Source organism: Flavobacterium sp. GSP6, from assembly GCF_003984855.1.
In the GTDB taxonomy this organism is placed as follows: Bacteria; Bacteroidota; Bacteroidia; order Flavobacteriales; family Flavobacteriaceae; genus Flavobacterium.
The window spans coordinates 21346-42355 of sequence record NZ_RYDO01000012.1 but is presented as its reverse complement, the minus strand read 5'-3'; the positions used below and the strand labels follow the sequence as shown (position 1 = coordinate 42355).

Annotated in this window: 22 protein-coding genes; 14 read left to right on the top strand and 8 right to left on the bottom strand. The window is 35.0% G+C overall.

Annotation, left to right across the window (positions count from 1 at the left end; translation table 11 throughout):
- Position 1 precedes the first annotated feature (1 nt).
- From asnB to EKM03_RS12060, 10 genes are all read left to right on the top strand, one after another.
- Positions 2-1849 (top strand): asparagine synthase (glutamine-hydrolyzing), encoded by a 1848-nt coding sequence (gene asnB, locus EKM03_RS12105; RefSeq protein ID WP_126740488.1) that lies wholly within the window; start codon positions 2-4, stop codon positions 1847-1849.
- A gap of 48 nt (positions 1850-1897) precedes the next feature.
- On the top strand, positions 1898-2911 hold the full coding sequence (gene murB, locus EKM03_RS12100; RefSeq protein ID WP_126740487.1) for a UDP-N-acetylmuramate dehydrogenase: 1014 nt from the start codon (positions 1898-1900) through the stop codon (positions 2909-2911).
- 78 nt (positions 2912-2989) lie between these two features.
- A complete protein-coding gene (locus tag EKM03_RS12095; RefSeq protein WP_126740486.1) occupies positions 2990-3604 on the top strand; it encodes an FMN-binding negative transcriptional regulator in 615 nt (204 codons plus the stop codon).
- 112 nt (positions 3605-3716) lie between these two features.
- Entirely contained in the window at positions 3717-4823 is a 1107-nt protein-coding gene (locus EKM03_RS12090; RefSeq protein WP_126461505.1) for a glycosyltransferase, read from the top strand.
- Positions 4814-5365: an RNA polymerase sigma factor gene (locus EKM03_RS12085; protein WP_126461508.1), complete on the top strand. Its 552-nt coding sequence runs from the start codon at positions 4814-4816 to the stop codon at positions 5363-5365. Before EKM03_RS12090 ends, EKM03_RS12085 begins: the two co-directional genes overlap by 10 nt.
- Before the next feature lie 630 nt (positions 5366-5995).
- Positions 5996-6865: a lipoyl synthase gene (gene lipA, locus EKM03_RS12080; RefSeq protein ID WP_126453603.1), complete on the top strand. Its 870-nt coding sequence runs from the start codon at positions 5996-5998 to the stop codon at positions 6863-6865.
- 67 nt (positions 6866-6932) lie between these two features.
- Entirely contained in the window at positions 6933-7943 is a 1011-nt protein-coding gene (gene gap / locus EKM03_RS12075) for a type I glyceraldehyde-3-phosphate dehydrogenase (RefSeq protein ID WP_126740496.1), read from the top strand.
- A gap of 139 nt (positions 7944-8082) precedes the next feature.
- Positions 8083-8256, top strand: coding sequence for a tetratricopeptide repeat protein (locus tag EKM03_RS15505; protein ID WP_126562342.1), 174 nt, complete (start codon positions 8083-8085; stop codon positions 8254-8256).
- Positions 8257-8311: 55 nt separating this feature from the next.
- Positions 8312-8539 carry an ATP-binding protein gene (locus EKM03_RS12065; RefSeq protein ID WP_126563856.1) on the top strand — a complete coding sequence of 76 codons (228 nt, stop codon included), beginning with the start codon at positions 8312-8314 and terminating at the stop codon, positions 8537-8539.
- 184 nt (positions 8540-8723) lie between these two features.
- A complete protein-coding gene (locus EKM03_RS12060) occupies positions 8724-8912 on the top strand; it encodes a response regulator (RefSeq protein ID WP_126740485.1) in 189 nt (62 codons plus the stop codon).
- Between the two features lie 125 nt (positions 8913-9037).
- On the opposite strand, the gene EKM03_RS12055 is transcribed toward EKM03_RS12060, so the two are convergent.
- Together EKM03_RS12055 and lpxK are read right to left on the bottom strand one after the other, a co-directional pair.
- Positions 9038-9850, bottom strand: coding sequence for a purine-nucleoside phosphorylase (locus EKM03_RS12055; protein WP_126740484.1), 813 nt, complete (start codon positions 9848-9850; stop codon positions 9038-9040).
- A complete protein-coding gene (gene lpxK, locus EKM03_RS12050) occupies positions 9822-10847 on the bottom strand; it encodes a tetraacyldisaccharide 4'-kinase (RefSeq protein ID WP_126740483.1) in 1026 nt (341 codons plus the stop codon). Before lpxK ends, EKM03_RS12055 begins: the two co-directional genes overlap by 29 nt.
- A gap of 126 nt (positions 10848-10973) precedes the next feature.
- Here lpxK and EKM03_RS12045 point away from each other — a divergent pair, with 126 nt between their 5' ends.
- From EKM03_RS12045 to rluF, 4 genes are all read left to right on the top strand, one after another.
- Positions 10974-12068 carry a Nif3-like dinuclear metal center hexameric protein gene (locus tag EKM03_RS12045; protein ID WP_126740482.1) on the top strand — a complete coding sequence of 365 codons (1095 nt, stop codon included), beginning with the start codon at positions 10974-10976 and terminating at the stop codon, positions 12066-12068.
- Between the two features lie 3 nt (positions 12069-12071).
- On the top strand, positions 12072-12851 hold the full coding sequence (locus EKM03_RS12040; protein WP_126453591.1) for a zinc ribbon domain-containing protein: 780 nt from the start codon (positions 12072-12074) through the stop codon (positions 12849-12851).
- A 39-nt stretch (positions 12852-12890) separates the two neighbouring features.
- Positions 12891-13739 carry an alpha/beta fold hydrolase gene (locus tag EKM03_RS12035; RefSeq protein ID WP_126740481.1) on the top strand — a complete coding sequence of 283 codons (849 nt, stop codon included), beginning with the start codon at positions 12891-12893 and terminating at the stop codon, positions 13737-13739.
- 109 nt (positions 13740-13848) lie between these two features.
- The gene (rluF, locus tag EKM03_RS12030; protein WP_126461529.1) at positions 13849-14661 is read left to right on the top strand and encodes a 23S rRNA pseudouridine(2604) synthase RluF; all 813 of its coding nucleotides are present in this window, start codon (positions 13849-13851) and stop codon (positions 14659-14661) included.
- 40 nt (positions 14662-14701) lie between these two features.
- Here the strand turns inward: rluF and EKM03_RS12025 are convergent, their stop codons facing one another.
- The 6 genes from EKM03_RS12025 to EKM03_RS12005 form a co-directional block, all read right to left on the bottom strand.
- On the bottom strand, positions 14702-16087 hold the full coding sequence (locus EKM03_RS12025) for a DUF4173 domain-containing protein (protein ID WP_126740480.1): 1386 nt from the start codon (positions 16085-16087) through the stop codon (positions 14702-14704).
- A 52-nt stretch (positions 16088-16139) separates the two neighbouring features.
- On the bottom strand, positions 16140-16433 hold the full coding sequence (locus EKM03_RS12020) for a transcriptional regulator (RefSeq protein ID WP_126555067.1): 294 nt from the start codon (positions 16431-16433) through the stop codon (positions 16140-16142).
- A 2-nt stretch (positions 16434-16435) separates the two neighbouring features.
- Positions 16436-17050 carry a hypothetical protein gene (locus tag EKM03_RS12015; RefSeq protein WP_126453584.1) on the bottom strand — a complete coding sequence of 205 codons (615 nt, stop codon included), beginning with the start codon at positions 17048-17050 and terminating at the stop codon, positions 16436-16438.
- Positions 17051-17209: 159 nt separating this feature from the next.
- Entirely contained in the window at positions 17210-17341 is a 132-nt protein-coding gene (locus EKM03_RS15410) for a hypothetical protein (RefSeq protein WP_255416280.1), read from the bottom strand.
- Between the two features lie 185 nt (positions 17342-17526).
- Positions 17527-19281 carry a M14 family metallopeptidase gene (locus tag EKM03_RS12010; RefSeq protein WP_126740479.1) on the bottom strand — a complete coding sequence of 585 codons (1755 nt, stop codon included), beginning with the start codon at positions 19279-19281 and terminating at the stop codon, positions 17527-17529.
- A gap of 60 nt (positions 19282-19341) precedes the next feature.
- A complete protein-coding gene (locus EKM03_RS12005) occupies positions 19342-20985 on the bottom strand; it encodes a M14 family metallopeptidase (protein ID WP_126740478.1) in 1644 nt (547 codons plus the stop codon).
- Positions 20986-21010 lie beyond the last annotated feature (25 nt).

The following is a 21010-nucleotide window of genomic DNA, read 5'->3' as shown; positions in this document are numbered from 1 at the left end:
TATGTGTGGAATTAATGGAATCTTGCATTTACAATCTCAGAAAAAAGTAAACGAATGCGTTCTTACTAATATGCGGGATTCTCTGAAACATCGCGGTCCGGATGACAAAGGATTATTTATAGCAAACAATATTGGTTTTGGACACCGAAGACTTTCAATCTTGGATGTTTCAGTAGCTGGACACCAGCCTTTCCTATCCGAAGACGGAAGATATGTGCTCATTTATAATGGCGAAATTTATAACTACAAAGAATTTTATCCAGAGTTAAAAAGTAATGGATTTGATATCAGAACGACCTCAGACACGGAGGTTTTGATGAAATTATTTCAATTGTACGGTTTAAAAATGCTCCACCGCCTAAATGGTATGTTTGCTTTTGCTGTTTGGGATACATTAGAAAAAAAGCTGACTCTTGTTCGAGACAGAATGGGCGTTAAGCCTTTATATTATTCTTTTTACAACGAAACATTTTATTTTGCATCGGAACAAAAAGCACTTTTCACGGCTGGAGTTCCGCTTAAAATGGCGCAAGACGGACTGGAAGAATATGTTTTTAACCGATTTGTAGCTGGAGAAAACACGCTGTACCAAAACGTAAAAAAGGTACTGCCTGGCAATAGCCTAATTATTGAAGAAGGCGGAAAAACCACTACAGAAAAGTGGTGGAATCTAAAAAATGAAATTCGAAACCAACCTGAAATAAAAAATCCAGTCGAATGGTTTCGGGAAACCTTTGATGATTCTGTTAAAATGCGCATGGTAAGCGACGTGCCTGTAGGTGTTTTATTGAGTGGTGGACTGGATTCCTCCTCTATTTTAGCCTCGTTACACCACCAGAAATACAACGGCATCCAGACCTTTAATATGGGTTTCAAAGAGAAAGAACACAATGAAGCACATCTGGCAAAAATGATGGCCGAGAAGTTCAATTATGGATTTCACACCATGCAATTAGAAGATGAGAATCTTTATGATCAGTTAATACGTTCCACTTATTTTCAGGATGAACCCATCATGCATTTAAGCGAACCACATATTTTAGCAGTGTCTCAAATGGCAAAACCTGCCGTAAAAGTATTGCTTTCCGGCGAAGGTGCTGATGAGTTAATGGGTGGTTATGTACGCTACAAAGCTTTGAAATATCCGTCTTTGTTAAATTCAATTGCAACCATCAGCAACATCGAATTATTTTCTAAAAAACCGAGGTATGAAAAGCTGCGTCGTTATGCTCAAATTAGTAAAAAATCTGATTTGGTTATTTACAATGGCTCTAATATTTATCCAAATGATATTGCGGAAACTTTTGGTATTAATACCCCTCCTGAAAACGAATACCGAAAACAAATTTACAAAGAAGCGAAATCTTTGTATCCTGACAACTTACGGAGACAAGCCCTTTATTTTGACCAACACACCTATTTATGCTCACTACTGGACAGGAACGATCGCTGTACAATGGGCGCATCCATTGAGTGTAGAGAACCATTTTTAGACCCAAGATTAATTATTGGTCTAGGATCATTGGATGACAAGTGGCTCTTCTCAGGGAAAAAATGGAAATTCATTCTAAAAAAAGCAATGGAAGAACGTTTACCAAATGAAATTCTGAATTTCAGAAAAGTAGGTTTGAGTGCGCCGTGGGGTGATTATATCACAAAGAGTCAAGCCTTTAAAGATGAACTAGAGTCTTTTGCAAAAAGTGATCTGTTTCAAATCCCTTATTTTGAACATATTCACATCCAGAAACTGATAATGAATTTACAAAAAGGAGACACCAGAATGACGCCGTACTTAATGCCGTTGTTTATGATGCATATCTGGATGAAAACGTATGCAACTAAATTTTAATCCTTACTTTTGGTGCAGGATTCAACAACACAAAACGCCCTTTCTTTTATGGAAATAGTACCTAATTTCTCTTTAAAAAAATACAACACATTTGGTATTGAAGCCAAAGCAAAACAGTTTGTCGCCATTCATTCTATACAGGATTTGGCAACTATTTTACAAGAAAATAAAACGCAGCAAAAATTTATTTTGGGAGGAGGTAGCAACATGCTTTTGACAAAAGACATTGATGCCCTTGTGATTCATATCGATTTGAAAGGCAAAAAAATCCTTGAAGAAAACGAAGACTTTGTGTGGGTCAGAAGTCAGGCGGGCGAAAACTGGCATGAATTTGTGCTTTGGACCATCGATCAAAATTTTGGAGGATTAGAAAACATGTCGCTAATTCCCGGAAATGTAGGGACTACGCCGGTCCAAAACATTGGTGCTTACGGAACTGAAATCAAAGATACTTTTGTTTCCTGTGAAGCAATGACGGTAGCAAATCAGGAAATAAAAATTTTCACAAAGGACGAATGTCATTTTGGTTACCGGGAAAGTGTTTTCAAAAACGAAATAAAAAACCAATACATCATTACATCAGTTGTTTTTAAATTGACTAAAAAGAACCATAAAATCAATACTTCTTACGGCGATATTTCGGCTGAATTAACCAAAAATAACATCAGCAATCCGACTTTAAAGGACGTCAGCAATGCTGTAATTACCATTCGACAAAGCAAATTACCCGACCCGGCAGTATTGGGAAACAGTGGCAGTTTCTTTAAAAATCCGATTCTGTTAAAATCCGATTTCGAAAAAATTTACAAGAAATTTCCTGAAATGAAATATTTTGATATTTCAGAAACTGAAGTAAAAGTTCCTGCTGGATGGCTGATAGAACAGGCCGGTTTCAAAGGAAAACGTTTTGGCGATGCCGGAATCCATAAAAATCAAGCGCTGGTTTTAGTGAATTATGGTCATGCAACCGGACAGGAAATTTTGAATGTTTCTAAAAATATTCAGGACACTATTTTTAAAATTTTTGGCATCCATATTGAGGCCGAAGTAAATGTGATTTAGGTGCTAGGCATTAGTCCAATAAATTTTAAAATCGTTTTACTAATCCCTATTCCTAATTCCCAAAAACCCAATCCTAAAATGTACACTCCAGAAATCTACAAAAACGAAAATCAGGAAGAAATCAAAAAATTTCTGCAAGAGAATAGTTTTGGTATTTTAATCAATCAAACCAATGGGAAATTGTGTGCCACACATATTCCTTTGGAACTGGAAACCAACAAAGAAGGCAAGGAAATTTTATGTGGGCACATTTCTAAAGAAAACCCACAATGGAATGGTTTTATAGACAACGACGAAATTTTAGCTGTATTTTCCGGACCTCACAGTTATATTTCTTCTTCTTGGTACGATCATGAAAATGTTCCAACATGGAACTATATTGCGGTTCATGTGTACGGAAAAATAAAAATTATTGAAGGAGAAGCCATCATTGAATCCTTAAAAAAACTGGTCGATAAGTACGAACAGAATTCTGAAAACCCGATTCGTATAGCAGATTTATCTAAAAAAACCATGATGCAAACTCGCGGTATTGTCGCCTTTGAAATTGAAATAACTGAAATTCAAGCCACAAAAAAATTATCTCAAAACAGAGACGAAAAAAACCATCAAAACATCATTTCTGAGTTAGAAAAAACAAAAGATTTTCAGTCAATAGCAGTTGCAAATGAGATGAAGAAATGCCTACTATAAATTCTTTTAAAAATCATAATTTATAATTTACAATTCATAATTCTATTCATACCTTTGCACTCTGCCGTCCCGAAGCTTCGGGATCGGGGATTTAAACACTCATTAAACTCAGATGCTTATACTAATTCTTTACTTTTTTATTTTTATTATTGCGGTTCAAATTTTATATTATCTAGGTGTTTTTGGGAAATTTGCTTTCGCCAAAATCCAAAAAATAACACCAAAAAGAATCCCCATTTCAGTTATTGTTTGTGCCAAAAACGAAGAAGAAAATGCAGCAAATTTCATCCCTTTACTGGCGGAACAAAACTATCCTGATTTTGAAATTGTCTTGATTGACGATGCCTCAAGTGATGCTACTCTGGCTATTTTTGAAGGTTTTGAAAAACAATATCCAAATATTCGTTTGGTAAAAGTACAAAACAACGAAGCCTTTTGGGGAAACAAAAAATATGCGTTGACATTAGGAATAAAAGCCGCAAAAAAAGAGTATTTACTATTCACTGATGCGGATTGTTATCCCACTTCAAAGGACTGGATAACAGCCATGAGTTCTCAATTTACGATGCAAAAAACTATCGTGTTGGGGTATGGGAAATATGAAAAAATTGCCAATTCTTTCCTGAATAAAATAATTCGTTTTGAAACTTTGTTAACCGCGATTCAATATTTTTCCTGGGCAAAAACAGGACATCCGTACATGGGTGTAGGAAGAAATTTAGCGTATAAAAAAGAAGAGTTTTTCAATGTAAATGGTTTTATTGATCACATGCAAATTCGTTCCGGTGACGATGATTTATTTGTAAACCAGGCGGCAAATGCTAGAAATACCACTATTGCTTTCACGCCGGAAAGCATTACGCTTTCCAGACCAAAAAAAACTTACAAAGACTGGCTGATTCAAAAAAGACGACATGTGGCTACGGCAAATTATTACAAACCTTTTGATAAATTACAATTAGGTCTGTTTTACTGTTCGCAATTGTTATTCATTTTATTGCCCATTGTATTGCTGTCTTTTCAATTCCAATGGATATTAGTGCTTAGTTTAATTGCGCTTCGGTATCTTGTAACATGGATTGTCATCGGATTTTCGGCAGGCAAATTAAAAGAAAAAGATGTTGTATATTGGTATCCAATAATTGAATTGGTATTGCTATTTACTCAAATCAATATTTTTATAACAAATACATTCTCAAAACCAGTCCATTGGAAATAAACGAACAGATAGAAAAAGCAAAACAAGGCGATCAAGTTGCCTTCACTTTTCTGTTGAATCATTACTGGAATGAAGTATATGGTTTTATGCTGAAACGCACCGAAAACGAAACCAATGCCGAAGATATCACCATTGAGACGTTCTCGAAAGCTTTTGATAAAATAGCCACTTACAATGCGGAATTCCAGTTCAACACCTGGCTTATTGCTATTGCAAAAAACGTTCACATCGATTTATTGCGGAAAAAAAAATCGAGTCTTTTTGTAGAAATTACCGATGAACACGACCAGCAAGCCTACAATATTGCCGACACTACTCCATCTGCGGAAGATGAATTGATAACGGAACAAAATCTTTCCCGATTACTGCAATTCATTAAAGAATTGAAACCCCATTATCAAGAGGTGATACAGTTGCGTTATTTTCAGGAAATGAGTTACCAGGAAATTGCTAACAAGATTGATGAGCCGCTAAGTAATGTCAAAATTAAGTTGCTTCGTGCCAAGAAATTATTGGCAGAAATCATTAAAAGTAGAAGGTAAATTTATCTTAAAGAATATAGCAAATCTATTTTTTGATTTTCAAATTTATTATCTAAACCAAAAGAATATAAAAGCCTCAAAATTATTATTGGAAATATCAAAAAGGGTAACTTACTTAAAAAGTTTATCTTGTTTTTTAAATTCAATATATGTCTATTATCAGACTCGTCACTATTCCAAAAAAAGTAAAATAAACTAACGGTCTTCCTATAATATCTCCTTCTTTATAATTACTTACATATCCTTGAGAATTTTCTACATCTTCACAACCATGAAAAACATATACTTCATTATTCCATAAAACTCTAACAAATTGAATAATTCCAAAAATGAAATAGAAAACAAATAGCAGATATAAAAAAGATTCCATTCATTTTGAAGCTTTTTTATACCTGATTTTTTTTACGAGTGTACCTTAATCTAATTGAGCTCTGATGGTAGTGGTATCCCTTGCCGCCATTTCGAGAAACATAGCAAAAAGCATGGATATACCGAAAATCAGAACGACTACTTCCTAAGAAAAGCGACTCTAGTACTGCCAAAGTATCCGTATCTCTTTATTCAAATAAACAACGAAACGAATCTACAAATAAACTCTATTCCTTATCTTTGTACTTTGAAAATTTAAATATGGAAATAGTTTTAGAAAATACTTTACCAACTGCAAAGCCAAAATGGTTGAAGGTAAAACTCCCAATAGGAAAAAAATACACTGAGCTTCGTGGCTTAGTGGACAAATATAGCTTAAATACAATTTGTGCCTCCGGAAGTTGCCCTAATATGGGTGAATGCTGGGGTGAAGGAACAGCAACTTTTATGATTCTGGGAAACACTTGTACGCGCTCTTGTGGTTTTTGCGGGGTAAAAACAGGAAGACCCGAAACCGTAGATTGGGATGAGCCCGAGAAGGTAGCGCGTTCTATCAAAATCATGAATATCAAACACGCCGTGATTACCAGCGTTGACAGAGATGACTTAAAAGATGGCGGCTCAATCATTTGGATAGAAACCGTAAAAGCCATTCGAAGAATGAACCCCAATATAACACTGGAAACGCTGATTCCTGATTTTCAAGGTATCGAAAGAAATATTGACCGTATCGTAGAAGCCAATCCTGAAGTAGTTTCGCATAACGTAGAAACGGTACGCCGATTAACCCGTGAAGTCCGCATTCAGGCAAAATACGACAGAAGTTTAGCCGTATTACGCTACTTGAAAGAAAAAGGAATTAAGAGAACAAAATCAGGTATTATGCTAGGTCTGGGCGAGCAGGAAGCCGAAGTTTTTCAAACCATGCGGGACTTGCGGGAAGCCAATGTGGATATTGTTACAATAGGTCAGTACTTGCAACCCAGCAAAAAACATTTGCCGGTAAAAGAATTCATAACACCCGATCAATTTGCAGTATACGAGAAATTTGGTTTAGAACTAGGGTTCCGTCATGTAGAAAGCGGACCATTAGTACGTTCCTCATATAAAGCACAAAAACATATTTTATAAATAGTTTATTCGTTTATTTGTTTAATCGCTTAACCAAATAAACGAATAAATGAATAAACGAATCCATTTGAAAACAAGAATTGCCATAAATGGTTTTGGAAGAATCGGCCGAAATTTATTCCGATTACTTTTAAACCATCCCTCAATAGAAGTTGTTGCCATAAATGATATTGCCGACAAGAAAACGATGGCCCATTTAGTGAAATATGATAGTATTCACGGGGTGTTACCCTTTACGGTCAGCGATGATGAAAAAGGAATTCTGGTAGACGGAAATCATTTTTTGTTTTTCCATGAAAAAACCATTTCCAATCTGGACTGGAAAAGTGTAGACATTGATTACGTAATCGAATCCACAGGTAAATACAAGACTTTTGAAGCGCTGAATGCCCATATCTTGGCTGGGGCCAAAAAAGTAATCCTTTCCGCACCATCAGAAGTAGACACTATCAAAACAGTCGTTTTAGGTGTCAATGACTGTATACTTGACGGAACGGAAACCATTATATCAAATGCCAGCTGTACTACCAATAATGCCGCTCCAATGATCAAAGTAATCAATGACCTTTGCGGTATAGAACAAGCCTACATTACTACGATTCACTCGTACACCACAGACCAGAGTCTGCACGACCAACCACATAAAGACTTGCGTCGCGCCAGAGGAGCAAGTCAATCTATTGTACCCACAACAACTGGCGCTGCAAAAGCGTTGACAAAAATATTTCCCGAGTTTGAAGGTAAAATTGGCGGTTGCGGCATCCGGGTACCTGTCCCTGACGGCTCCTTGACTGACATCACATTCAATGTAAAGCGCACAGTAACAATACAGGAAATAAATGCCGCCTTCAAAAATGCTGCACAAACTACTTTAAAAGGTATTTTAGATTATACCGAGGACCCAATTGTTTCAGTTGATGTCATTGGCAATAAAAATTCTTGTATATTCGATGCTCAACTCACTTCGGTTATTGATAAAATGGTAAAAGTAGTTGGATGGTATGATAATGAAATTGGTTATTCATCCAGAATAATTGACCTAATACTATTGACAGAAAATAACTACGAAAAAATTTAATTACAAATGAATTATTTTTTCGTGTTTATTATTGTTTTTTACTCCTCACTGTTTCCTCAATCTACAGAGAAAACGGACAGTATTTTATATTACACTAGTTAAGGAACTCCAGCATTCAAACTAACAATTAAAAGAGGCACTGCTACACCCTCAAAAAGCAATCCTTTATGCGACTCGAAATAAAAACATAGAAGATCAAGCACTTCAGAATTATAATCTGGGTAAAATTTATTTTGATTTAAAAGAGTATGATAACGCCATAGAAACGTTCTCTAAGAGCGCGACTTTATTTTCAAGTTTTAAACCCCTCTGAATGCCATCAACGGAATTACCCATTTGTTATTGGTAGAAAACCCAAATGAAATTTAATCAACAATGCGCTAAAATTTACACAAAACGGAGCCGTACACGTAATTACCAAACTGCATTCTTTGCAGAATGAAAATGCAACTTTATATTATGAAATTACTGATACCGGAATTGGAATCCCCGAAGATAAACTGGCAAGTGTTTTTGACAATTTTTCCCAAAGTCCCATAGAAGTAAATCAAAAACATGGCGTCACGGGGCTAGGATTAACTATCGTAAAAAATTAATTAAAATACTGGGCGGCCAAATTAAACTAAAAAGTACTGTTAGGAGAAGGATCTACATTTTCATTCCTGCTGGACTTTAAAATAAGCGAACAACCACTACAAGAAGAAACCAAACCAAAAGCAAACTATGATTCAAAATTGTTGAATAAAAAATACTTTGGTAGAGGACAATAAAATCAACCAAATGATCACTAAAAAGATACTCATCAATAAAGGAATCATTTGTGAATTAGTTGACAATAGGGAAGATGCCATTGATTTAGTTCGAAAAAGCAAATTTGACTTGGTTCTTATGGACGCTCATTTACCGGGTATCAACGGCACAATCGCTACAGAATTGATTAGAATATTTGATAAAACCACCCCATCATAGCGTTTACGGCGATCACATTGCATGAAAACCGCAAAATGCTCTTGTCTTTTGGAATGAATGAAGTCATTACAAAACCGTTCGCCCCAGAGGAATTTTACATAACAATCGCTGAATACATCTAGTCATTAATAGTTTAAAATCAATTCTTTAATAAGACTCCTCACTTGCGGTTCAGCTTTTTTTGCTGCTTCCAATACTTCATCGTGTGAAATAGTGCCAATACTTTCTTCATTACCCATATCCGTAATTACAGAAATTCCAAAGGTCTCCAGATCCATGTGACGGGCCACAATTACTTCAGGAACGGTTGACATCCCAACACAATCTGCACCAAGAATCTTGACCATTCTATATTCAGCCAAAGTTTCAAAAGTAGGCCCTTGAAGCCCCAGATAAATTCCTTCATGAACCTCGATATGAAGTTGCTTAGCTAATTCAGTCGCTTTTGCAATCATTTTTCTCGAATACGGCTCACTCATATTTACAAAACGAGGTCCAAAACGTTCGTCATTTTTCCCACGTAAAGGGTGCTCCGGCGTCATATTGATGTGATCCGTAAGCATCACAATAGAGCCTACTTTATAAGCCGGATTCACACCGCCTGATGCATTTGAAACCACTAATTTCTCAATCCCTAAAAACTTCATCACTCGCACCGGAAAAGTCACTTCAGTCATCGAATAGCCTTCGTAAAAATGAAACCGTCCCTGCATTGCCACTACTTTCTTACCGCCTATTGTTCCAAAAACCAAGGCCCCTTTATGACCTGATACCGTCGATACAGGGAAATTTAAAATTTCATTGTAGGGCAGTGTATATTCTACCTTCATTTCATCGGTAAAACTCCCTAATCCTGATCCTAAAATCACACCATATTCTGGCGTAAAATCAATCCTTTGCTTAATGTAACTAACGGTTTCCTGTACTTGTTCCCACATAATCTGTAATTGTTTTATCAAAATTTTCACTCCCGAAAATAAAAGTACTTTTTATAGGCAGATAAAAGAGTTGTCCGCTTGGTAAACTTCCTTTCAATCGCATATAATCTTTTTCGGTAGTGATAATCATGTTGTTTTGAGCTAACTTTTTAATTTCTAAAATGTCTTTATCGGTAAAATTATGATGATCCGGAAAAGACAAACAGACCTCATTAGTATCCTTAAAATAGGCGAAAAATGGTTCCGGTTTTGCAATTCCTGCCACTAGTACCTTAGCAGCATCTTGAATTTCATTCCCCTTTATCTTTAAATTTTCACCATAAATATAACCATCGTATGCTATAAAAGTAAAGTATAATTCTTGATTTTTACCAACTTTTAGCCTCTTTTTAATGTCATCCTGCTCCTCAAATGAAAGGTTATGAGGACATTTAGTCACCATAATCACATTCGCTCTTGCCGCTCCGCTTTGGCTTTCGCGTAAATTCCCGGTTGGCAACATACAATCATCCGAATATAAATCACCATAAGAAGTCAATAAAATATAAAAACCCGCTTTTACTTTTCGATGTTGAAAAGCGTCATCAAGCAAAATCACTTCTGGTTTTATGGATAGCGAAAGCAATTGCTCTATTCCATTTTTTCTGTCGGCATCAACCGCAACTTGAATCGATGGGAATTTTTGACAAAACTGAAAAGGTTCATCTCCCAAGGTTTCTGCATTCGAAGTGGCTTCTGCCAAAATAAAACCTTTAGATTGCCTTTTATAGCCTCTACTTAGTGTAGCAATTTTATATTTATCCGAAAGCAAGCGAATCAAATATTCAATTTGGGGCGTTTTTCCGGTTCCTCCAACACTAAGATTCCCAACAGCAATAATGGGCAATTCAAACGAGTATGATTTTAAAACCCCTTTATCGAAAAGAAAGTTTCGAATACACGTTACTAAACCATACAAAACGGCAAAAGGGAATAGTAATTTTCGAAGTAAATTCATTTTACGAAAGTAGAATAAATTATCTTTGATTTAAAAATCTAACACAGATTTCACAAATTTTCGCAAATTAAAAATAACTTTAAATCTGTGTATAAATATATATCTGTGTAAATCAGAGTCAAAAACATGAAAATCAAAGAAATAATAGACGTACTCGAAGAAATGGCGCCACTCGCCTATGCTGAAGATTTTGACAATGTAGGACTATTGGTTGGCGATCAGGAAACGGAGGCTACAGGTATTTTAGTTTGCCATGATGCTTTAGAAAATATAATTGACGAAGCAATTGCAAAAAAATGCAATCTGGTGGTTTGTTTTCATCCCATCTTATTTTCTGGATTGAAAAAAATAACGGGTAAAAACTACGTGGAACGCGCTGTTATCAAAGCCATAAAAAATGACATAGCTATATATGCCGTTCACACTGCGCTAGACAATCATCAAGAAGGTGTAAATAAAATATTTAGTGATGCATTAGGATTAATACATACTAAAATCCTGATTCCAAAGCAAAACTTCATTCGGAAATTAGTAACCTACACGATTCCTAAAAATGTGGAAGAAGTACGAAATGCCCTCTTTGACGCAGGAGCGGGAACGATTGGGAATTATGCTAATTGCAGTTTTAATTCGAAAGGAATTGGAACCTATATGGGAAACGAGCACAGCAATCCGCAGGTTGGAGAACGATTTGAATTTGTACAAGGTGACGAAATCAAAATCGAAGTCACTTTCGAAAAACATTTAGAAAAAAAAATCCTGAAAGCCTTATTCAATAGCCACGCCTATGAGGAAGTGGCCTATGAAATTTATGAATTGCAAAACCAACACCAAAATATTGGCTTAGGCATGATAGGCGAATTAAAAAATCCCATGAATGAAAAAGAGTTTCTGCTTTTTGCAAAAGAAAAAATGGAGTGCGGCGGAATTCGGCATTCCGGTTTTACAGGTGCAACAATTAAAAAAGTAGCTGTGCTTGGCGGAGCGGGAAGTTTTGCCATAAAAAATGCAATTCAGGCCGGAGCAGACGCCTATTTGACTGCCGATTTGAAGTACCATCAATTTTATGAGGCCGAAAACAAGTTGCTTTTGGCCGATATAGGACATTTTGAAAGCGAACGTTATACAAAAAATTATATTGTTGAGTATCTTCGGAAAAAAATCCTTAATTTTGCAGTTATTTTATCAGAAGAAAATTCAAATCCAGTTAAGTACTTATAGAATATGGCGAATACGAAAGAATTAAGTGTTGAGGACAAGTTAAGAGCAATTTATGATTTACAACTTATTGACTCTAGAATTGACGAAATCAGAAACGTAAGAGGAGAACTTCCTTTAGAAGTAGACGATTTAGAAGATGAAGTTGCAGGTTTAAGCACCCGTTCAGAAAAACTGAAAGGAGAACTCGAAGTTGTTGAGGATCTAATCAAAGTAAAAAAGAATGCAATTGATGAGCACAAAGAGTCCATCAAAAAATATACTAAGCAACAAGAAACGGTTCGTAACAACCGAGAATTTAATTCGTTGACTAAAGAAATTGAATTTCAAGAATTAGAAATTCAGTTGTCTGAAAAACAAATTAAAGAAATGAAAGCTTCAATCGAACACAAGAAAGAAGTAATTTCTAGTTCTAAAGAAAGATTAGAAGCGAAGTCAAATCACTTAAAGCATAAAAAATCAGAGTTAGACGCCATTATGGCAGAAACAGCTAAAGAAGAAGCGTTCTTAACTGAGAAATCACAAGAATACCAAGCTTTAATAGAAGAACGATTGCTAAAAGCATACACTAGAATCCGAACAAGTGTTCGCAATGGTTTAGCTGTTGTTTCTATCGAAAGAGGAGCCTCTGCAGGATCTTTCTTCACGATACCCCCACAAACACAGGTAGAAATTGCTTCCAGAAAAAAAATCATTACTGATGAACACTCCGGAAGAATATTAGTCGACAGTGTATTGGCTGACGAAGAAAAAGAGAAAATGGAACAATTGTTTTCTAAATTCTAATTATAGTTAAGTCCCGATACCAATCGGGACTTTTTTTTTATGAAAAAAATACTTTATTATCTGTTTACTAAAACTATTGGATTATACGTAAATTTATTAAGCTACGTATTTCTTGACAAGGCAACCCAACTTGCTTATTCTCTTTTTAGCGAACCCCGAGAAGGCAGGCTTACTGCTGCAAAACTTCCTAAAATACTACAAGAAACAGATGCGGAAACTTTTCAGCATAACGGACACGACATTCAAACCTATACTTGGAAAGGAAATAATACTGTAATACTCCTCGTGCATGGATGGGAAAGCAATGCCTCACGCTGGAAAAAAATGGTACCCTATTTAAAAAAATCCGGTAGTACAATCATAGCAATCGACGCTCCTGCTCATGGCTTATCAAGTGGAAAGGAATTTAATATTCCCCAATATGCTAAATCTATTGATTTTATAGTTCAAAAATTTAAACCGCAATACCTAATTGGCCATTCCTTAGGAGGAAAAACCTGCTTGTATTATCAATCTGTTTATCAAAACAACACTATTGAGAAAATGGTGATTTTAGGATCGCCGAGTGATTTCAAAATTATTCTCGATAATTATATTGCAATGTTGAGTTTAAACTCTAAAATTTCAAAAGGACTTGAAGCACATTATCTACACCATTTTAAACTAAAACTTGAAAAATTCTCAGCCAAGCATTTTGCTACTAAAATAAAAACAAAAGGATTAATCGCTCATGACACTAATGATACAGTTGTTTTATTTGAAGAAGGAAAAAAAATAGCCAGCACCTGGAAAAATTCTATTTTCATTGAAACTAATGGGTTAGGGCATAGCATGCATGACGATGGGTTGTATAAAAAAGTCTCCCACTTTTTATTTGAAACAGAGTAGAACAAACACCATCAGAATAGTATGATCGTTATGCCATTTCTGCTTTGTCCAAATGACAAAGATTATACAAAACTCCTATAACTATTTCCAAATTCATTACTTTTGTATCATGGAAGAAAATCTAAAACGACTCAATAAATTCATAGGAGAAACCGGGTATTGCTCCCGCCGCGAAGCTGACAAAATCATTGCAGAAGGTCGAGTAACCCTCAATGGAGTCGTACCGGAATTAGGCACTAAAGTTTCACCAAATGATGAAGTGCGTATTGACGGTAAACTAATCCGTGAGAAAAATGAAAAACCTGTATATCTTGCTTTCTACAAACCGGTAGGAATTGAATGCACCACAAATCTGGAGGTTCGCGATAATATTGTAGATTACATTAATTATCCCACACGTATTTTTCCTATAGGACGATTAGACAAAGCCAGTGAAGGATTGATTTTTATGACCAATGACGGCGATATCGTCAATAAAATACTACGTGCAAGAAACAATCACGAAAAAGAATATACCGTAACGGTCAACAAACTCATCACCGATCGTTTTATTGAAAAAATGGGAAATGGCATACCAATTTTAGACACCGTCACCCGAAAATGTAAGGTAGAAAAAATTAGTTCTACCATTTTTAAAATCGTGTTGACACAAGGTTTAAACCGTCAAATTCGTAGAATGTGCGAATACCTGGGGTATGAAGTTACGGCATTAAAACGCATCCGAATTATCAATATTTCGCTGGACATTCCTGTGGGTCGTTTCCGTGATTTGACTGATGCCGAAATCAAAGAATTAAACGAACTCATCGAACCTTCGATCAAAACCGAAGAAGCCAGTTTACCAAAAACAGAAGTACCAAAAAGAAGAACGGAATTTATCAAAAGAGATGATCCTAGATTTAAAGGACGAGGCGATTATTAAACAAAAAAAATCCCATTCACATCTGAATGGGATTTTGCTTTTACTTACTAGTTACAAATTCATAATACAACGCTTTAGACAAAAAAGAATTGGATTGCATGCGACTAATTTCCTTCTCTCTCGTAAGTTCAATGTATTGACCATTTAAATTATTTCGTAAAAAATAGTCTCTACGTATTTCATCATTAAAATTTAATCCGGATAAAAACATAGGCTCTACCCCTTTGTTTACTGAAATGTTATAATTTGTAATTAGATTCCCCCAATTCACAAAACTGCATAAAAGAATCGTTCCGTAAAAATACCAAACCATTTGACTGAAAAGATAGGCATTCGTTTTTTGATTTATAATTTTTAAAAAGGTAAAAATTAATCCAATAATTGCCGAAATCAGAAAAGCAAATACACCCACTCTTTTATAGGTAAAACCAAAATTAGAAATATATTCGGAGTTTTTGATGAGCGTACTAATAATTAAAATTCCATTTAGAAGAATCCAAATTTTAGCTAATCGTTTCAAATTATTTGCTTTTACATCAAAATTAAATCCTCCTTTAAAATAAAACAAGACCACACCTACCGCCATAACGATAGAAAAAATGACAGCATTTACTCTTTCGTGAGTAGCTGCGCTTAATGTGGATGTTTGAATTGTTTCAAAAAACTGCTCGTAGTTATAGGTCGCTATAAACACCAAAAGCATAACATTCAAAAGCACTAAGGTAATCTCGCCACTCTTTCTTTCGAAATCCAAATCAAGAAATGAAAATGAATTTAGATTTTGCATTTTGGCTTCATCCTTAAAATCATTGTCCAGTAAATCATTCTTTTTATAACAAACCTCCGGAATCCAATAATTCCATAAAGTGAATGAAATAAAAAAACCTAAAACGGTCAGTACAAATACTTGCCAAGGATCTATATCTAAATAATAATCAGTAAAGAAAGAGGAAAAATGATCGCTTCCAAAAGAATATACAATTAAGAATAACCCAAGAAATAGGAATGGAATAACAAAATAAGCAATCAGTTTTTTAGCAAAACCGTTGTTTATTTTTGGCTTAGGAAGATATTGGCTGAACATAAATATGCGCCATAACGAAGCGATTCCGTTGATAAACACCAAAGGAAGAGCCTGTAACAATTTAAGTTTTGGCTCCTGAGTTTTGAATTGTAAAAAAATAATCGACAAAGCCATGGCAAAAAATGATGAAAGGTCTCCATACCAGGCAAATGCAAAGCAAGACATAACCGATGTCACTACTAAAAGCAAATGCATCCTGCTGGTGAATTTCTCTTGAAAAAAATAACATATTAAGACGGTTTGCACCATCCCGAAAATGGCCCAATTGAGACCCAAATCCTCGTTGTAAAAAAGCAGTGTAAAAACCAAACTACTGGTTAAAATAAAATGTAATTTTTTCATAATAAAAATTTAAAGTACTTTGTAATTCAAAGTACAAAGTTAAAAAAACGAGTTATTTGGATTTGATTAATTTTTCAAGACTATTCAAGTGCGAAACAAAAGCAACTCTACCCCTATTGGTAACACGATATGAGGTTTTTGGTTTTTTACCGAAAAATTCTTTTTTTATCTCTATGTATCCTGATTTTTCTAATGCCGAAGAATGACTCGCTAAATTTCCATCTGTGCTATTCAATAACGATTTCATTTCTGTAAAATCAATCCAGTCGTTTACCATCAGAACAGACATAATACCTAATCTGACTCGACTTTCGAAGCTTTTATTTAATGTGTCAATGATTCCCATTTCTATTTATATTTTTTGAACATAACTAATCCGTATAGAACATGCAAAATTCCAAATCCTATTGCCCAAAAAACAAGTCCAAATCCAAGATAAAAAAGGGAAATACATCCTAAAATAATCTCACATATACCCAAGTATCTTATATCCGAAAAAGTATATTTTCCAGCATTAACAAGTGCTAAACCATAAAATAATAAAGTAACAGGAGCAATTAAAGCAAATAATTGATGGTATAAAAGTGCTGTACAAAATACGCCTCCAACTAATAAAGGAATCGCTAGATTTAGTACCATCTTCTTTGTAGTAGTAGTCCAAACCGGCAAATCAAACTTTTTACTTTTTCTCAAAGTAAAAAACATACCGGATCCCAATGCTAAGATCAAAATCACCAAAGCAATGAAAACTAATTCGGTTATTAAATCATAGCTATACATCTTTTGACTACCATCAAAATATTCAATACCATTATTTTTAAACAATTGATACACATAAAATGATCCCGCTAATGCAAATAACCCGGCAAATACTCCTGACAGGCCACTTAATGAAATAAATCTGGAAGAGCGCTCCATCATGGAACGAATATGCGATAAATCTTCTTGATGTTTTTGGCTCATAAATAAAGTACTTTGGAATACAAAGTTAGTTATTATTTTAGATTTTAAAATATAAACCGATTTAATTTTAATATAATTTACAGAATAAATGTTTATTAAATGGAAATGTCTTCTATTTAAAGGAAAAGATTAGTGTCAAAAATTTCGTTTTCTACAAATCTATTTTGAGCCCGCATCCCAACCTCTTTTAATCGAACCAATAGTAGAATCCCAGTCGTAGATTGTTTCGGTAATAAAAAAGGTAGCAAATCCTAAGAAAAATATTTTTATATCTCTATTTGTAATTTTCATTTTTATTGTATTTAATAATTTTTCTCAACATATAAACTATTCTATCAAAGACATAGAAGAAATAAGATTATAAATATTAATGACGTTATTTTTTTATAATTTCCATTCAACATCAACTCTTCAAAATAAAAAAGGAGGTTATCAAAATTAACTTTTAATAATCTCCTTTTGTATAAGTACATTATCTATTTTACTTTTTCAGAGACTGTTCCGCCTTTGGCACTGGAAACGTTTACCGTTGCTCCTGAAGGATTTCCTTTAACGATCCATCTTACTTTTACATTACCCATCCCTTCAATAATAGGTACTGCAATGGTCTCTGGACTGAATTTTTGTTCTGTAAATAAATTCAAATCTTCGTTTTGAACTGTCATACCCGCTACAACGGTACTACCCGCTAAACTGATATAATTAGGACGCTCTATCTTGTTTTTTACATCATGTCGCGAATGGGTTGGAATGATCCTTGTATTCATAATTGTGGCAGTCACTGCAACTAAATCCCCTGAAAGCTTTTCAGTTTCAATACCTACAATTTCTAATTTTGGAGTCTGATACGCATGGTACAATGAAAACGCCATGTTTCTGTGTGCATCTTCCTGAATCATGAACCCCGGATGATTCCGAATGTAATTCTTTTTAGGACCGCCTATTTCAATATCGCCAAACTGCGGATGATTAAACTCCTTCCATTCTACATAGCCATCACCAAACAACAGGTATTTATCAAATTCATTGAATTCATCATTATCCCATCGTCCAGCGGTATTTTTTTGGTTAAATAACTTATAGGAAGTCATCAATTCATTACTAAAAGTAAATATCCCTCGAGTCAAAGACAAAAAATCAATTTCTCCACCATAAACAGTGTACAAGTCTTTGTGAATTACAAAATAATTATAACCGGGAATCATTTTTTCCCCTAACTTTCCAATATTATCGTACACTTCAATATCTTGTGGAGCAAATAACGCATCGTCTTCTGCAGCGCCAGGACCTCTTAAAAACATTCCGCCGTAATTATGGTAGCTTTGTGCTCCGGCAATATTGGGATGATTGATAATAAAGGCTTTTATAGCACGGGTTTCAGGAAGTGTGCCTGGATAAAACAATGCCCCATTTTGAACATAATTAGGTTGCCAATTCCATCCCCAATCTCGGTTTGGATCATACGTCCCAATCAAATCCTCATTTACTAAACCATCTTTATCGTTATCTAAACCTTCATACCCTAACATTTCATAGTCTCCTATTTCATCTCCTTTGACCTGATACATGCGAGTAGGATATTTAGGATCTGTTTTCCATCGTCCTGTTTTTGATTTTCTGCGCATCATCACGATATTCCCGTCGTTATCTAAATCATCAAGCGTATCTTCATTCACCAGACCATCACCATCATTATCAAAAGGACGCATTCCTGAACGAGAGGTATTAGAGTTGTTCGGTTTGTAAATAAAATTTTCCCGCCCGTCAGGACTGATAGTCATTACAATATAAAACACCTTTTCTTTTAATAAAGTATTTATGAATTTAATAGTTTGAAAACTCTCCGCTAAATACCATGCCGTATACATGGCAACCTCAACACCTTGCATTTCATTTGCGTGAATTCCGCCATCGATATAAAAACCAGGCTTGTTTTCAACTTTATCGGAATCGAAATCAGAGATCGTTAATACCCAAAGATCTCTTCCTTCATAGGATTTCCCTACGGATTCCATTTTAACTAAATTTGGATAGGCCTTCACCAAATCTCTTCCTAGCTGAGTCACCTGTGCATAATCATGGTACTGATCCCAAGTCATTTTTACTTTGGGATTAGCAGGGGAACCAATGGCACGGATGCCATTTAAATCTTGTGGAGCAATACCATTTTTTTGAGCATTAGTAACCCAAAAAACAAAACTGAACAAGCTGAGTAGTATGTATTTTTTCATTTTTTTACTTTTTATCGGTGAGGATTCAATATCCTTTTTTATTTTTTTGAAGTCAACTTATTATTTCAAATCAGCAATTACCTCTTTAAATCCTGCAGTGGCACAACCTGTAGTGATCGTCACTTTTCCTGTACCTGAAATCAGCCATGAATATTCCTCTGATTCATCCGCTTGCATACTATTACGGATAAAATATTTCCTGCCAGAAACCATGATTTGATTTTTTTGGAGTAGAATTTCTGTTTTCATTTTAGAAACAAATCGGATTTTATCTCCTATTTCAGTATAAGTAGGCAGCAACCCTTTATTGGCCACTTTTATAGTGACGCGGTATAAGTTCTCCTTTATCTTTTCTACTTCGGGAACATTTGTTTCAATTTTTGGCATGGCTGCCAAAAGTTCTTCCACAAAAAGCACATGTTTATTCGCTGTTTCTTCTAAAAATTTCACAGGTGGATTGTTCAGAGCATAAGGGATAAAACCTCCTACTTCTACTTTTTGATTTGGAAAATCAGGATGTTTAATAACTGACCAGTCAACAAAAACATTTTTTATATTTTGGCTATCAGCCCATTTTAAAAAAGAGACTTCTGAATTCAATTCCTCTTTATCTTTTTCTGCTGGCTTTTCTAATTTAGAATACAGCGAATCTTTTTTAGCTTCTACTTTAGGAACCCACCAGCCTGGTGTTGAAAAACTGAATCTCCCTGCATGGAAATAAGCGGTTTGCGCAAAATTTCCTTTGGTCATCGGCATTTTAGGGCCGCCTTTGATTGTCGCTTTTTGGGTATATAATTTAGAAACCTGCTCTGCTGCTTTACTATCTTTTTCTAACCATCCTTTAATAATTCTAGAACTAGCTAACTTACTATCATACTTTGGAGTCTCAGATAAATTATTGTGCATCCCAAAAGTAAGTACACCATAAATATTCTGATTCAAATATAAAAAATCAAGAAGTGCCCTGGTTTCTGGCTCAGAAGCTACATAAACTCCTGCCCCTTTTTCGAAAGCAGGATAATCAAAAGTAAAATTTTTGTCGATATTGACTCCTTCTGAAAAATCTTCATTAAACATTCCGTCTTTATCGGTATCAATTCCCTCTGAAATTAAAACATACTTGCCAACCTGATTTTTTGTTGGATCTGCTTTTATTAAAACACGGGAATCCTCTGGGCTTTCAATGAAACTTCCTGTTACATCTTCAATCCGAAGTTGCGTAATTAAACCATCTTTATTTAAATCTTCAAAAGGGTCTTCGCCTATTTTACCGTCTCTGTCATCATCTGTTTTGGTATCGTTACCGCGCTTTTCCATTTTTACAGCACCAAAAGCAGCATCTATGGCATCCGGATTTACAGCAGGAACAAAATAAATCGTTTTTTCTTTTAAAATCGCAGCTAACTTCTCGTTTTTCAATACGTTATCAATCATTTTTAAGGTGACCTGTGTACCAGCACGGTATTTTCCGTCAAGCCCGGCTGTGATAAGCAAAGCTGGTTTTGGAGTGGTTGATTCGGAAATTGTTACTACCCATATTTCTCTACCTCCACTACTTTTACCAATTGATTTTACAGTGCAATATTTACTTTTGGCGTCAAGCTCTTTTAGACTTTTAGTAAGGTTTTCATAGTTCAAGTAGTCCTTTTGAGCGTGAGTGATACCAAAACAAAGTACGAATAAAAACAGTAATTTTTTTCTCATTAGATAGTAATTTATTTGAGAAATA

What these genes read in the sequence shown, in the direction of transcription:
- EKM03_RS15410 (WP_255416280.1), bottom strand. Translation starts at nt 17,341, where the DNA reads ATGAAAATTACAAATAGAGATATAAAAATATTTTTCTTAGGATTTGCT.
- EKM03_RS12005 (WP_126740478.1), bottom strand. Translation starts at nt 20,985, where the DNA reads ATGAGAAAAAAATTACTGTTTTTATTCGTACTTTGTTTTGGTATCACT.
- lpxK (WP_126740483.1), bottom strand. Translation starts at nt 10,847, where the DNA reads ATGAATTTACTTCGAAAATTACTATTCCCTTTTGCCGTTTTGTATGGT.
- asnB (WP_126740488.1), top strand. Translation starts at nt 2, where the DNA reads ATGTGTGGAATTAATGGAATCTTGCATTTACAATCTCAGAAAAAAGTA.
- murB (WP_126740487.1), top strand. Translation starts at nt 1,898, where the DNA reads ATGGAAATAGTACCTAATTTCTCTTTAAAAAAATACAACACATTTGGT.
- EKM03_RS12090 (WP_126461505.1), top strand. Translation starts at nt 3,717, where the DNA reads ATGCTTATACTAATTCTTTACTTTTTTATTTTTATTATTGCGGTTCAA.
- EKM03_RS12015 (WP_126453584.1), bottom strand. Translation starts at nt 17,050, where the DNA reads ATGAGCCAAAAACATCAAGAAGATTTATCGCATATTCGTTCCATGATG.
- lipA (WP_126453603.1), top strand. Translation starts at nt 5,996, where the DNA reads ATGGAAATAGTTTTAGAAAATACTTTACCAACTGCAAAGCCAAAATGG.
- EKM03_RS12045 (WP_126740482.1), top strand. Translation starts at nt 10,974, where the DNA reads ATGAAAATCAAAGAAATAATAGACGTACTCGAAGAAATGGCGCCACTC.
- EKM03_RS12095 (WP_126740486.1), top strand. Translation starts at nt 2,990, where the DNA reads ATGTACACTCCAGAAATCTACAAAAACGAAAATCAGGAAGAAATCAAA.
- EKM03_RS12035 (WP_126740481.1), top strand. Translation starts at nt 12,891, where the DNA reads ATGAAAAAAATACTTTATTATCTGTTTACTAAAACTATTGGATTATAC.
- rluF (WP_126461529.1), top strand. Translation starts at nt 13,849, where the DNA reads ATGGAAGAAAATCTAAAACGACTCAATAAATTCATAGGAGAAACCGGG.
- EKM03_RS12020 (WP_126555067.1), bottom strand. Translation starts at nt 16,433, where the DNA reads ATGGGAATCATTGACACATTAAATAAAAGCTTCGAAAGTCGAGTCAGA.
- EKM03_RS12060 (WP_126740485.1), top strand. Translation starts at nt 8,724, where the DNA reads ATGATCACTAAAAAGATACTCATCAATAAAGGAATCATTTGTGAATTA.
- EKM03_RS12055 (WP_126740484.1), bottom strand. Translation starts at nt 9,850, where the DNA reads ATGTGGGAACAAGTACAGGAAACCGTTAGTTACATTAAGCAAAGGATT.
- EKM03_RS12010 (WP_126740479.1), bottom strand. Translation starts at nt 19,281, where the DNA reads ATGAAAAAATACATACTACTCAGCTTGTTCAGTTTTGTTTTTTGGGTT.
- EKM03_RS12025 (WP_126740480.1), bottom strand. Translation starts at nt 16,087, where the DNA reads ATGAAAAAATTACATTTTATTTTAACCAGTAGTTTGGTTTTTACACTG.
- EKM03_RS12040 (WP_126453591.1), top strand. Translation starts at nt 12,072, where the DNA reads ATGGCGAATACGAAAGAATTAAGTGTTGAGGACAAGTTAAGAGCAATT.